13 protein-coding genes are annotated in these 13860 nt (G+C 48.8%); 6 read left to right on the top strand and 7 right to left on the bottom strand.

Annotated features, from left to right (window positions below; all coding sequences use genetic code 11):
• Window positions 1–3: 3 nt before the first annotated feature.
• On the top strand, window positions 4–453 hold the full coding sequence (locus HLG76_RS12665; RefSeq protein ID WP_021023812.1) for a PAS domain-containing protein: 450 nt from the start codon (window positions 4–6) through the stop codon (window positions 451–453).
• Between the two features lie 98 nt (window positions 454–551).
• Here the strand turns inward: HLG76_RS12665 and HLG76_RS12660 are convergent, their stop codons facing one another.
• Both HLG76_RS12660 and HLG76_RS12655 read right to left on the bottom strand, forming a co-directional pair.
• The gene (locus HLG76_RS12660) at window positions 552–2075 is read right to left on the bottom strand and encodes a sensor domain-containing diguanylate cyclase (RefSeq protein ID WP_175993782.1); all 1524 of its coding nucleotides are present in this window, start codon (window positions 2073–2075) and stop codon (window positions 552–554) included.
• 158 nt (window positions 2076–2233) lie between these two features.
• Complete coding sequence (locus HLG76_RS12655) at window positions 2234–3034, bottom strand: M48 family metallopeptidase (RefSeq protein ID WP_077460779.1); 801 nt, start codon at window positions 3032–3034, stop codon at window positions 2234–2236.
• 193 nt (window positions 3035–3227) lie between these two features.
• Here HLG76_RS12655 and HLG76_RS12650 point away from each other — a divergent pair, with 193 nt between their 5' ends.
• Window positions 3228–3659, top strand: coding sequence for a hotdog fold thioesterase (locus HLG76_RS12650; protein WP_025744795.1), 432 nt, complete (start codon window positions 3228–3230; stop codon window positions 3657–3659).
• A 63-nt stretch (window positions 3660–3722) separates the two neighbouring features.
• Here HLG76_RS12650 and HLG76_RS12645 read toward each other — a convergent pair whose 3' ends face one another.
• The 4 genes from HLG76_RS12645 to HLG76_RS12630 form a co-directional block, all read right to left on the bottom strand.
• On the bottom strand, window positions 3723–4517 hold the full coding sequence (locus tag HLG76_RS12645; protein ID WP_175993789.1) for a DUF2797 domain-containing protein: 795 nt from the start codon (window positions 4515–4517) through the stop codon (window positions 3723–3725).
• 132 nt (window positions 4518–4649) lie between these two features.
• Window positions 4650–4967 carry a hypothetical protein gene (locus tag HLG76_RS12640; RefSeq protein WP_077460778.1) on the bottom strand — a complete coding sequence of 106 codons (318 nt, stop codon included), beginning with the start codon at window positions 4965–4967 and terminating at the stop codon, window positions 4650–4652.
• 95 nt (window positions 4968–5062) lie between these two features.
• Window positions 5063–5206: a hypothetical protein gene (locus tag HLG76_RS12635; RefSeq protein WP_158009982.1), complete on the bottom strand. Its 144-nt coding sequence runs from the start codon at window positions 5204–5206 to the stop codon at window positions 5063–5065.
• 120 nt (window positions 5207–5326) lie between these two features.
• Window positions 5327–6250 (bottom strand): endonuclease/exonuclease/phosphatase family protein, encoded by a 924-nt coding sequence (locus tag HLG76_RS12630; RefSeq protein ID WP_175993781.1) that lies wholly within the window; start codon window positions 6248–6250, stop codon window positions 5327–5329.
• Window positions 6251–6534: 284 nt separating this feature from the next.
• Here HLG76_RS12630 and nrdD point away from each other — a divergent pair, with 284 nt between their 5' ends.
• From nrdD to HLG76_RS12610, 4 genes are all read left to right on the top strand, one after another.
• The gene (nrdD, locus tag HLG76_RS12625; protein ID WP_077661308.1) at window positions 6535–8676 is read left to right on the top strand and encodes an anaerobic ribonucleoside-triphosphate reductase; all 2142 of its coding nucleotides are present in this window, start codon (window positions 6535–6537) and stop codon (window positions 8674–8676) included.
• Between the two features lie 10 nt (window positions 8677–8686).
• On the top strand, window positions 8687–9184 hold the full coding sequence (gene nrdG / locus HLG76_RS12620; RefSeq protein WP_175993780.1) for an anaerobic ribonucleoside-triphosphate reductase-activating protein: 498 nt from the start codon (window positions 8687–8689) through the stop codon (window positions 9182–9184).
• Window positions 9185–9258: 74 nt separating this feature from the next.
• On the top strand, window positions 9259–10443 hold the full coding sequence (locus HLG76_RS12615) for an amino acid aminotransferase (protein ID WP_077460774.1): 1185 nt from the start codon (window positions 9259–9261) through the stop codon (window positions 10441–10443).
• Window positions 10444–10720: 277 nt separating this feature from the next.
• Window positions 10721–12604, top strand: coding sequence for a methyl-accepting chemotaxis protein (locus HLG76_RS12610; RefSeq protein WP_217706580.1), 1884 nt, complete (start codon window positions 10721–10723; stop codon window positions 12602–12604).
• 67 nt (window positions 12605–12671) lie between these two features.
• On the opposite strand, the gene ylqF is transcribed toward HLG76_RS12610, so the two are convergent.
• The gene (ylqF, locus tag HLG76_RS12605; RefSeq protein WP_025744796.1) at window positions 12672–13616 is read right to left on the bottom strand and encodes a ribosome biogenesis GTPase YlqF; all 945 of its coding nucleotides are present in this window, start codon (window positions 13614–13616) and stop codon (window positions 12672–12674) included.
• Window positions 13617–13860 lie beyond the last annotated feature (244 nt).

Here is a 13860-nt window from a genome sequence, read left to right as displayed (position 1 = left end):
GGAATGAGCACACAAGATTTTGATCAATTCCATTGGATGCTAGATATGGTGCAGCATATCGATATGGGATTAATCGTACTCGATCGCGATTTTCACATCCAAATGTGGAACGGATTTATGATCCACCATAGCGGCAAACATGCGAAAGATGTACAAGGTCGTTCGCTGTTCGACGTGTTTCCCGAGATCAATGCGTCCTGGTTTCGCGCCAAGTCTCAGCCGGTTTTCGAATTACGGTGTCGCAGTTTCATTGTTTGGCAACAGCGACCTTATTTGTTTCGCTGCCGTCATGTGCGCCCGATTACCGGACAGTTACCGTTTATGTACCAAAATATCACCATGCATCCGATGGCCAATACGCGTGGTGAAGTGAATCATATGTTTATTTCGATTCAAGATGTGACCAATGAGGCATTAGCGAGTCAAAGCCCTAAAGCTATAGCGTCATCATAGAGTAAGTACTGCGCGTCATCATAGCGAAATTACTGGTTGCGACTCGATTTTTTAGATAAGGCTTATTTTTGTTTTTGAGGTGGAGCGAGCTTTTAAGGTCAAATCGTGTCTCGTTTGGGATCACAGTACGCAAAAATGCCGCCGTTTAATGTCCTTTTTGCATAATACATGGCGGCGTCCGAGCAACTTAATAACGACTCAAACGATTCACCATGTTCAGGGTAACAGGCAATACCTATGCTCGCTGAGAGTGTGACTTCTTGATTGTTATTGACATGAAAGGGCTGGCTTAAACCGGCAATTATTTTTTCAGCCACGCGCCCCGCGTCATCTGGATGGCTGGTGTATTCGAGCAATACGGCAAATTCATCGCCACCAAGGCGAGCAAGCGTATCAGAATTGCGAATACTACTACTCATGCGTTTTGTGGTTTCCACGAGTACGCTGTCACCTGCGTCATGGCCGTAGGTATCGTTAATTGCTTTAAAGCCGTCTAAATCAATAAAAAGTAAAGAAAAGTGCGCACCTTGCTGCCGAGCTTGGACCAGTGCTTGGTCGGCGCGTTGTTTGAATGCCATTCGATTGAGGGCACCTGTTAAGGTATCTGTATGGGCCATGTGTTCAAACTGCAGGTACAAACGCTTGGTTTCGTTAATATCTTGGTGTGTACCAACCATCCGGACTGGATTATGGCTCCGATCCCACTCCATCACCTTGCCTTTCGATAATATCCAGACCCAGAAACCCTCTTTATGCAGCATTCTGAACTCACATTCATAGTTTGGCGTTAAGTCACCAAAGGCTGAATGTATTTTCTCTTGAGCATAGACATAGTCTTCGCTGTGACAGAGTGACTTCCATGTTTCTATCGTGATCGGAGAAAGCGCTTTTTGGCTGTATCCGATGATTTCGGCCCAGCGATCATTCACTACCAGCTGACCACTCGGGACGTGCCACTCCCACGTGCCTACATGTGTACCACGGATAATTTCATCGAGACGACCACGTTCAAGTTGTAACTCATATTCGGTGCGGCGTTTTTTGCGTAACACCAGCCACATCGTGGTCAACATCACACCGAGAAAGATAATAACCAGTGAAGTCGCAATCAGTTGGTGGTCTGTGCGTTTTTCAAGCTGTTGAGTTTGTTCATCAACCATGTGCTCTAGACGATTTTGGTAATGCCACAAGGATTCTTGTGTGGCGCGAAATTCACTGATGTCGGTGACGATAGAAAAAAGCACTGGACTGCCGCGATAAGAAACCGGAACCGATGAGACTTTAACGGTACGGGTTGAGCCATCGGCTAACTGGTGACGGAACACAAAATAACGACGTTTTTCTAATGCTGCCAGCTTTCGTTCTTCTGCAACCGATTGAGGGGATAAATCGTTAATCTCTTTGATGTTCATTTGCGCCAGCGTATCACGCGAATACCCATAAAATTCGCTGGCAGCTGTGTTAGCAGCAAGAATATCGCCTTTATCAGGATCGATTAGCATCATGACCAGTGCATGTTTTTCAAACATCTGATCAAATAAATCTGCATGGGGTTGTGACGTTGCTAACGTAAACGGCGCCCATAGCATGCAAATCAAAAAGATGAAAGACTGCTTAATCACACAGAATCACTACCCACTAAAACCTAGGCTAAGCGTAACACAAAGGTTAATGATTTGTGTGACAAGGGTAGGGGTTACTGTGCTTCATCGATTATCAGTCACGATAGATAGTGCCTTTGTGAGTGAATTCACTTTGTTAATACAATGTTTGCATATGATTAGTTTGTACGCGGGCGTTGGCACTGGGCTGTCATACGGTGAGGGACGTTAGGCAAGCGAGACACACCTGACTCGAGTGCTTTTATGCGAGTGTTGGGAGACGGATGCGTCGAGAGCAGTTCGGGTGGCGCGCCATCAGACGCTTTGGCCATATTGCGCCATAGGTCGACACTGGCACTCGGATTGAAACCGGCTTGATGCATCAGCTGTAGGCCAATTTTATCCGATTCTGATTCTTGCGCGCGGTTATAGGGCAGCAAAATACCGACTTGCACGCCAAGTCCTAAACCGGCCATTGCCATGGCGGCATGAGGGCTATCTGATAGAGACATACCGGTAACTGTTAGGCCCAGTGCGGCAAGTTGAGAGCGAGAAAGACGTTCATTACTATGATCGGCTAACACATGACCAATTTCATGACCAATAACCGCTGCTAATTGATCGGGCGTCTCTGCGACATTGAGTAGGCCGGTATAGACGCCTACTTTTCCGCCTGGTAAAGCAAACGCATTCACTTGCTCACTGTCGAACACCACCACTTCCCATTCGGAAAAATTTGATTGAGGCGGAACCACTTTTAAAATCGCTTGAGCCACGCACTGTACGTACGTATTCACGGCTTTGTCCTGACTGATTGGCTGGGATTGCTTCATTTCCTCAAATGAACGCTGGCCTAGGTCAGCCATTTGATTGCCAGAAAAGAGCAAAAGCTGATTCCGGCCTGTGGGTGAATTTGAGCAGGCTGTAAGTGTGAGAATGAAGCAGATAGACAGAATGACTGTGTGGGCCGTGCGTCGCATGATTGTTTCCTGTATCGTTTTACCTAACATGGGCGTGACCGAAGCATGCCGTGAACGGCGCTCAGTTAGTACAGGTAATGTACTGTCTTATCGCCCCGGCGTCTACGGTGCTGCTTTCTTCGTGTTGCGCTAGTCGACGTTGATCATCAGGGCAACCGTTAGCGGTTATTGAATGAATAATAGGTGAGACATGGTGAGCATTTGGAAAAAAGACATGTCGCTCGCGGGGCTAAATGCCTCATCGGCGAATACCTTGGTTGAGCATTTAGGGATTATTTATACGGCGTTTGATGACAACAGCTTAACAGGCACCATGCCGGTTGCCGCGCATACGCATCAACCGCTGGGCATGTTGCACGGCGGTGCGTCGGTGGTGTTGGCTGAAACTTTGGGATCACTCGCCGCTAATATGTGTGTGCCTGAAGGGAAATACTGCGTCGGCCTCGATATTAACGCCAATCATTTACGCGCGATGCGACAAGGCACAGTGACCGGGGTCGCACGCCCGATTCATCTTGGGGCAACCACGCAAGTTTGGAGTATTACCCTCCAAGATGAACGCGGCCGTGATATATGCGTGAGCCGTCTTACGATGGCGGTGCTGACTGATAAAGCACACCGATAAAAGCAGACACCGTGCAAGTCTGTGGGTAGCCTTGCACGGTTATAGGGGAACCCCAAGTGTCAGTTACTCGTGCGAAGCCGTGACTTCATAGCTGGTAAATTTACGCACATTGATCACGCCAGTATCGAAAATCAAATATTGGCCCTTTATTCCTTTCAATATACCGCTTACGTGCGGATTTTTATCAAAGTTGTGGGAGCTTATCTTGGTTGGATGCTCAGTGACAGGGTAACTAAATGTCAGAGCGCCTTGCTCAGCCGGCACAATGGCATCTTGACCAAATTGTAAACGGATATCAGCAAGCTCGGATGCAATGGCCTGGGTGAGGCGTTCCGCTTCTGTTGGTAAATCAAGTACGTCGTTGTCCCCCTTGAGAATCGCACGCCAGTTAGTCTTGTCGGCAACGTGTTTAGCGATTGCCACCTCAACCAGGCCAGATACATGGCGGGTTTTCACACGGAAGATTGGCAGGGCCTGCGTTGCGCCTTGATCATGCCAGCGGGTTGGCATTTGGTTCGCGCGTGTGATCCCGACTTTTAGCCCAGACGTGTTGGCGAGATACACGATGTGGTCGGTCATGCAAAACTGCTCGCCCCATTCAGGCTCCCGGCATGTCCCTTGTGCATAATGACAGGTTTCAGGCTTCATAATACACATGTCACAGCGCGCTAGCTTCTTCATGCAGGGATAACAGTGACCTTGTGAATAGCTTTTTTTGGTTTTTCGACCGCACGCATCACAAAAGATATTGCCAGTGTGTGTCAGGGTGAGCGTGTGGCCCAGTAGCGGGTTAAGGTGTAGTTCTTGCTCACCGACACGGAGAAAATACTGCACGGATGCGCCTGCTTCGGTGCGCATTTTATTTAAGGTTCCAATCACAACATTGCTCTTATCGTTATAAAGTGCAGAAGTGTAACAAAGGAAAGCCTAAAGCGTTAGGTAGGTCGACGCTGGGACGCACTCGTACCTACCTCTCTTATCATTCCATGCTTATCCGAGCCGATTCTCAAAGCGTTTTTGATTGTCAGTAGTGAACTCACGGTAGAGGGTCACCGACACGATCAATACCTCTTTGTGGGTATCTTCACTGACTTGGTTAATCACAAAGTAGTCAGCTTCTTCTTCTTTGACTCCACGCTCAACAAGACGAAGTACATCGTCTTGAATATTGCCCTCGATCTCGACATTCGCTGTTTTTTCGAAGTCACCAAAATCAAGGGTTGATTTGGCTATCAGTTCGGGGGCCGCAAGGGCTTGAAAAGACAGAAAAGAGGCGCATAACAGCACCGCAGAGAGAGCTTTTTTCATAATATATCGACACGTCGGTGGATTTGCTGACAACGTAACAAGGGTAGGATGACGCGTTGTCAGCGTGAAGTTAAATTAACGCTGAGGCAATCAGATTAGCGTGTGGCGTCTTCAATATCATCACTAAAGACATCATTGTGGCCCGCTATGTTGGGGCGATGATGCGCCGATGTATCATCAAGATAATCGGCTAGCAGGTCATCATCTGTTGGGATAACCTGATGCTGTAAACTGTTCATTTTTTCTCCTTGAGTGATCGTTAACCCATCACATATAGCAAGGCTAACGGCTCACTGTGTCAATACCATGACATTCCTAGCGGCATTAAGACCTTCTCAACCTTTTGCGATTGGGTCAATCTATTTCGACGCCGACTCAATGTCGAAGCGCGCAACAATCGGGCAGTGGTCGCTGAGCCGATGTGTCATTACCTTGTGGTAGTCAAACTGATACTGAAAACTGTACTGCCATTGATTGGCAAGAGGCTCAGAGACCAAAACATGATCCACTAAGCGGCTGTACATCACCTGGTTCCAAGTTTGAGTGCGCCAATTGTAACGCCGTGCTTTACAGCGTGCTCGCACGTTTTTGGTGACGTTGACGATGTTGGGGGGATTGGCATCGATTTCAAGGCGATGAGCGTTAAATGTATGCCAAAATGGATCATTATTTTCTCCGATATAGCGATTAAAGTCGCCGGCAATGATAACGTTTTTATCATCACGAACCGCGAGCCATTCCGCGAGCGCTCTGAATTGTTGACTCAGTTTTTTACAGCTGCTTGTGCCTTGGTGTTGGTGAAAACATCCCGACTTGAGATGAACGGATAACAAGTGAATAGGTGCATGGCCAGGAGGCGTGATCACCACATAGGCGCCATAACGCAAAGAAGGGAGGCCAAACAGTCCGGGTAAGGCAATCTCACGAAAATCCTTCCGATCGTCCACCTGCCAACCTTTGCGCACGGCGATGCCAGTCAGCTGCTGACTGTGAGAAGAGGATTTGAGTGCTGCGTAACGGTCGGAAAAGTAATAGTTATATTTTTCTTTTGGTATCACACGGGCTAACGCCTCAGGGCTATCGACCTCCTGAAATGCCAACACGTCTGGAGAGATCTGCGCCAATATGGCCGCGAGTTGTAGGTAATCCTCTTCATGGCGAATACCAGCCCGTTGATCGGTCTTTAAGGTTAGCCATTCAAAATTCCATGTTGCTACCGTGAGTGCATAGCTTGGGGCAACATATAGCCCTAGCAGCACCAACAGTCCGACGCGTCGAAGCACGATTGCCCCTTACCTTAATCATTTGCTTTTCACCGTGATCCTACTGCAAATATTCAACGTCTAGGTGAGTTCGCGATCAAATTGCGGACAAGGTTTGATTTTCGCTAATAATTGCAACAATACAGACCAGCAAATTGGAGAACAGATAGGCGTTTGAACGGTCGACTTTGGTTATTCGAAAGTTCGATGATCTGAGTCAACACAATCGATCCCGCATTTGCTATCTAATGCCACATCTTGTGTTTATGATGTTTTTATAATCCTATATATGGTGTGGAGGGCATATGCCAGCGGTAATTAAGCGCGACGGAACACGCGTCCCATTTGATGCAGATCGTATCGTTCAGGCGGTGACGTGTGCGCGAGAATCAGCGCAGTCGCTGCGTGACGTTGAATCATGCCCATTGACTGATGAGGCGATTCGTCGTTTAGCGGATACCATTGCGACGCAATTTGCTGGCGATGCCGAAGTAGATATCGATCACATCCAATATGCGGTAGAGGATGTGCTTATGGCTGGCCCGCATAAAGCGGTCGCGCGCGCGTACATTGAATACCGCCACGATAGAGACATTGCACGAGAGCGCCGAGGGCGATTGAATCATGAGGTACAAGGGTTGGTCGGTCAAACGAACACCGAGTTGCTGCATGAAAACGCCAACAAAGACAGCAAAGTTATTCCGACGCAACGCGATCTACTCGCGGGCATCGTGGCGAAGCATTACGCCAAACAGCACATGCTACCGAGCGCCGTTGTCCGCGCCCATGAATCAGGCGAAATTCATTACCACGATTTAGACTATGCGCCTTTCTTCCCCATGTTTAATTGCATGTTGATTGACTTAGCCGGCATGTTGCAAAAAGGCTTTAAAATGGGGAACGCAGAAATTGCCCCGCCTAAGTCGATTTCGACCGCCACAGCGGTGACGGCACAAATTATCGCGCAAGTGGCGAGTCATATATACGGTGGCACCACCATCAATCGTATTGATGAGGTGTTAGCGCCTTACGTTGAAGCAAGCTACCAAAAACATTTACTTGTGGCGCGAGAGTGGGCCATTGCTGAGCCCGAGGCATATGCGCGAGCAAGAACCGATAAAGAGTGCTTTGATGCGTTTCAATCGTTGGAGTATGAGGTAAACACCTTACATACGGCCAATGGGCAAACCCCGTTTGTTACGTTTGGTTTAGGGCTCGGTGAATCATGGTCTGCACGTGCGGTACAACGTGCTATTTTAGCCAACCGTATTGCCGGTTTGGGCGAAAATCGCAAAACCGCTGTGTTCCCTAAATTGGTCTTTTGCATTCGCGAGGGCTTAAACCGACAGCCTGACGATCCGAACTATGACATCAAGCAACTTGCGCTTGAATGCGCCTCAAAACGAATGTATCCCGATATTCTCAATTATGACCAAGTTGTATCGGTCACCGGTTCGTTTAAAACCCCGATGGGCTGCCGAAGCTTCTTAAGTGACTATGAAGAAAACGGCGAATTGATCCATGAAGGGCGGAATAACTTAGGCGTGGTCAGTGTCAATTTACCCAGATTGGCGATTGAAGCAGAAGGGGATGAAGACGCCTTTTATGCGCGCCTCGATGCAACGTTAAATATTGCTCGTCAGGCACTCGATACTCGAATTGCGCGTTTTAAAGGGGTAAAAGCCCGCGTGGCGCCCATTTTATACATGGAAGGTGCATGTGGGATCCGCCTTAACCCAGATGATGAAGTCAGTGAGATTTTCAAACATGGCCGAGCATCGATTTCGCTAGGGTATATTGGCCTACACGAAACGATTAATGCCCTTTATGGCAGCACGCCGCATCTTTACGACAGCGTGGTCAAGCAAAAGAAAGCGAAAGCGATTGTCGCCTACTTGCATGATGCGACCGAGCGCTGGAAAGAAGAAACAGGCTATGGCTTTAGTTTGTATAGCACCCCGAGTGAGAACCTCTGTAGTCGTTTTTGCCAGCTTGATACGCAAGCCTTTGGTGTGCTTGAAGGGGTGACGGATAAGGGCTATTACACCAACAGCTTCCACCTCGACGTGGAAAAACAAGTCACACCTTACGATAAAATCGATTTCGAAATGGACTATCCACGCTTAGCCAATGGTGGCTTTATTTGCTATGGCGAGTATCCCAACATCCAGCATAATTTAGAAGCGTTGGAGAACGTCTGGGATTATAGCTACGATCGCGTGCCGTACTATGGCACCAATACGCCGATCGATGAATGCTATGAATGTGGGTTTACCGGCGAATTTGACTGCACCAGCAAAGGCTTTACCTGTCCGGCATGTGGTAATCACGACCCAGCGCGCGTGTCGGTGACTCGTCGCGTCTGTGGCTATTTGGGTAGCCCGGATACACGTCCATTTAACCCAGGTAAGCAGCAAGAAGTGATCCGCCGCGTTAAACATATGTAGGGAGTATATCGTGCATTATCACCAGTATATCCCGGTCGATATTGTCAATGGGCCTGGCACGCGCTGCACTTTGTTTGTCTCAGGTTGTGAGCATCAATGTCGGGGCTGTTATAACAAAGCCACATGGCCGCTGAAAAGTGGCCACCTTTTCACTGATGTGATTAAAGATCAGATCATTCGTGATCTTCTCGATACACGGATCCCGCGGCGCGGTTTATCGTTAAGTGGTGGCGATCCTTTGCATCCTGCTAACCTCGACAGTGTAAAAAAAATGTTACAAGAAGTGGTGTTAAGTGCCCCGGATAAAGACATTTGGTTGTGGACAGGCTACACGCTGGAACAATTATCCTCTGAGCAGCAAGAGGTGGTGGCGTTGATTGATGTGTTGATCGACGGCAAATTTATCCAAGCAGAGGCCGATCCAAACCTCGTATGGCGGGGGAGTGCCAACCAATGCGTACACTTTCTGTCCGAGCGTGCGCAACATCGACAAGAGAATCGCGGGTAAGAGGTTGCCAATTTTCCCGCATGGGGTAGGGTATAGCGTATCTTGAGCATCCAGGCTTAAAAGGACGTATTACTATGTTAGATCTGCTCTCGCCTGCCCAGCAGGATCCCATTCTCTCTTTGTCACTGGCTTATCGTGACGATCCGCGTGAGCATAAAATGGACTTAGGCATTGGCGTTTACCGTGATAGTCATGGTCAAACGCCAATTATGCAAGCCGTTAAAGCGGCACAACAATCCCTAGCGCAAACTCAGCAAACGAAAGCCTATGTTGGCCTGGCCGGCAATGAAAACTTCAACCAAGCTATGGTCGATCTCTTACTCAAAGGGACGGACGCATATGACCGTTGTGCCGCCGTGCAAACACCAGGCGCAAGTGGGGCGCTGCGTATGCTGGCCGATCTGATGAATCTCGCGAAGCCGGTGACCACCGTATGGTTGACAGACCCCAGCTATGTGAATCACAAGCCGGTGATGGAAGCGGCAGGCCTGACGGTGAAATTCTATCCGTATTTTAATCGTGAGACCAAAATGGTGGATGCCGATGCCATGCTGAATGCCTTATCACAGGCGGGCGCCGACGATGTGGTATTGTTACACGGTTGTTGTCATAACCCCACGGGTGCTGATATAAGCCTGAAGGAATGGGAAGCGATCACAGAGCTTGCAAATCGCAACGGATTTACCCCCTTTGTTGATATTGCCTATCAAGGCTTTGGTGATGGGGTAGAAGAAGATGCTCGGGGTTTGCGTCTTTTAGCCGATAATGTTGAAGAGCTATTAATTGCGACATCTTGCTCTAAGAGTTTTGGCTTGTATCGAGAACGTACAGGCGCGGCGATTGTGGTGGGTAAATCTGCCCAAGAAGCGCAGAATGCGAAAGGGCGCATCATGCAACTGGCGCGCAGCACCTATACCATGCCACCGGATCACGGTGCCGCAATTGTCGAAACCATTTTGACGGATGATGCGCTTACGCAGCAATGGCGCAATGAAATTAAAGCCATGAACACCCGCATTAATGCCTTACGAGAAGGCCTGACGTCAGCCCTTCGCGATCGCACAGGTGACGGTTATTTTGATTTTATCCAACACCATCGTGGTATGTTTTCCGTACTTGGTTTGACTGGTGAGCAGATCCATCAGTTGCGAGACAAACACGGCGTCTATGCGGTAGGAGATAGCCGGATCAACATTGCTGGTCTGGCAGAGCGACACATCGATAGGTTGGCCGATGCGCTGGTGGATGTGACGTCATAAACAATGATAATCACATAAAGGCATTAGCATACGCCCGTCGTACTTCGGTACGACGGGTTTTTTATAACTGCGTACACATAATGTGATGTCCCCCCACGCTTTTTTTACAACACAAGATTTCGGTGTCTTATACTCATATCTCTAAGTTGTAAATAAAATAGGGAATGTTCATGCAACCGACTCGATCACCTTTTGCCACCATACAAGGTCGATACAGTATCGGATTGATCGTCTTTTTACTGATCGCGACGATCCTAACTGTTTTTAGCATACAGACATGGATTGCACCGACGCTAAAAAAGAGGGAGAAGAAAGACTTAAGCTTAACCTGAATGAAGTGGGCCGCGATATTACCTTCGCCCTTCGTGAGGTAAAAGCGCAGCAGCGCGCCATTACGCAACTTATCCCAACCTTAACCAGCGCCCAAATCGATACCCAACTACCGCACCTTATTGATCAGTACGGCAACCCTCTGGTATTTGGAGGCGGTATATGGCCACTACCTAATAAACGCCTCGCGGGCGTTGATCGCGCCTCCACCTTTTATCACCGTGATGATAGCGGACAATTGGTCGACAATACTTACTGGAATAGCGACGAGGCCCCAAATTATTACACCCAACCTTGGCACCGTGCGGGTCAAAATGCGCCTCGGGGAGCATGCGTTTGGGCCAATGCTTATAAAGATGGTGCCAGCGCTCAGCCTCGTACCAATTGTGCCATGGGGATTTATCAGCAAGGCAGCTTATATGGTGTAGCAACCATTGATGTCACCCTTGGCTTTTTTAACCAACTGGTCGCGGAAAAGCAAAAAGCCTTAGATGCCAACATTGCCATTGTGGAATCCGATGGCAAGATCCTTAGCCAAAGCCGTGGTGGTTTCACGCGTGACGATGTACTTAAATCGGTCTCACGTTTCAACACGCCTTTTGCCAAGGCTATTGATACGGCTCTAAATCAACAGACGCAGCGTTTGATCTTTGAAGGTAAAGACCAGGAGCAAACTTTATTGCTGTCGCCAGTCTCTGGTACGCCATGGACGCTGGTCGTTGCCAAGCCAACCTCGGCACTCACGGCGCTGAGCGATAAAATTCTCACCACCCTTGCTTGGATCCAGTTACCTCTTATCGGCTTATTGCTCGTGGTCATGCTCATTGCCTTTAAGCGACTTCATGGCCGATTTGCGACATTTAAGCAAAATGTGGATAGCTTATCTTCAGGCGATGCGGATCTCACACTACGATTGCCGACAAAAGGTAATGATGAGCTGGATAGCATCTCTCATTCAGTGAATGACTTCATCGCGTACTTGCAAGACTTAGTACAGAAAGTGATGAGCGCAAATCAAACCTGTTCGAACTATGTTGAGCAAATCAGTCATGATGCTAGCCAAACCTTATCGACATTAGATGCCCATGTAAGAGAAACAGAAGGCGTTGCTACCGCGATTAATCAGCTAAGTGCCTCTGCTTCTGATGTCGCGGAAAACGTTAATCAAAGCCATGATGTCACGCGTCAGATGCAATCAGAAGCCCAGCAAGCGCGTGAAGAGACGCAGGCATCGACACGCAGTGTCTTAGCCCTCGTCGATAACGTGGAAACCAGTGAGCAAAAAGTCGCGCAAATGCGAGAGCATACTAAAGCAATTGAATCGATTCTCGGCGTGATTGGTGATATTGCAGAACAGACTAACTTACTTGCCTTGAATGCGGCGATTGAAGCGGCTCGGGCGGGCGACCAAGGACGCGGTTTTGCGGTTGTCGCGGATGAAGTGAGAAACCTCGCCTCGCGGACGCAACAGAGCACCGGTGAAGTCGATAAGATGTTGGCACAGGTCAGTGACGCTGTGACACAGGCTAGTCAATCCATGCAGGAGACGAGAGAGCAGTGTGTCTCATCTTCAGAGAGTAGCCAACAGGTTGAGCAGCGGATTGAAACCATGACCCAATCAGTGACGCAGGTTGACGAGCTAAGCACGCAAATCGCCACGGCCGCCACCGAGCAAAGCCAAGTCACTGAAGATATTAGTCAAACCATGACGTCTATCCGTGATATCGTCGCCAAGCTGCATCAACATGGGCAAACTACCGAGCAGCGCGCACATGATTTACAAGCGGCAAATACGGCGTTGCAACAATTAGTGGGGCAATTTAAAGTCTAGCTGCATCCTTGCCAAAGGGGCCGAATGCCCCTTTGGCATGTGACTTGTTGTTATGTCACGAATTGTATTAACGTTTGTTTTTGAGGTAACGCTTACGGCGGGCCTCTTTTTTAGCGGCTTTTTCTTCCTCTCGGCGGGCGTTGTCTTCTTCAACCTGCACCAGCTCGGTTTCAATCATGTCCGGTTTCTCTAACGTGAGGCCACCTAGCGCACCGGCGCGTAAATCATGCAACAGCACTTCCGAGGCTTTGTGCAAGTCAACCCGCCCTCCCGCGCGCAGACAACCGCGCTTGGCACCAATCGCTTCCATCAACTCAATGTCTGTGTCGGGTAATACATCAAGCTGATAGCGTTCTTGTAGCCGCTCGGGGTAGGCACTCGCCAAGTACTCCACGGTATAAAAAGCCACTTCGTCGTAGTCCATTGCTGTATCTTTCACAGCGCCGGTTGCTGCGAGACGAAAACCGCTATGTGGATTCTCAACCTTTGGCCATAAAATTCCCGGTGTATCAGAGAGCACCACGCCGTTTTGCAAGTTAATCCGTTGCTGCTGGCGCGTCACGGCGGGCTGGTTACCTGTTTTTGCAATCACTCGACCAGCAAGGCTGTTAATGATGGTGGACTTGCCTACGTTAGGGATCCCCATGATCATCGAGCGAATATTTTTACCCATGGCTTCGCGATGAGGGGCCAGTGCGCGGCACCGCTCCATGATTCGATTGACTTCACTTTGCTGCTGCGTGGTGATTGCCATTGCTGAAACGCCTTGCTCTTGCTCCAAGTGGGCCATCCAAATATCTGTCATGGCCGGATCGGCAAGATCGCGTTTGTTCAGTACTTTGATCACTGGCTTGTCGCCACGCAGTGTGCGGATCAGAGGGTTTTCGCTACTAAAGGGGATGCGTGCGTCTAGCACTTCGATGATCACATCGATCTTAGGGACGACTTCTTCGATTTCCTTGCGTGCCTTGTGCATATGGCCCGGAAACCACTGGATCTTGTTGTTAACCATGTTTGTACAACCTTGCTGATGCGAATGCGCCAACGTCATACAAGTCAGTGGCGCGACAATGGCGCGCATCATACCACTTAACGGTATCGATGAGAAAAGCTGAGGTGTTCTGGATTATCGATGACAACGCGCGGTATCGAAATAGCTACTCTCACCTAATAGACTACGTGCGCAATTTAGATCCTAGTCTGGTTATTCGACATGTTTATGCGTTTAGTGTTTACCTACTGCTATTAAGGAGACA

It is taken from the genome of Salinivibrio sp. EAGSL (genome assembly GCF_013366455.1).
GTDB classification, from domain to species: Bacteria; Pseudomonadota; Gammaproteobacteria; order Enterobacterales; family Vibrionaceae; genus Salinivibrio; species Salinivibrio costicola.
The sequence above is the reverse complement of the archived record's forward strand: the minus strand, read 5'-3'. Positions and strand labels throughout refer to the sequence as shown.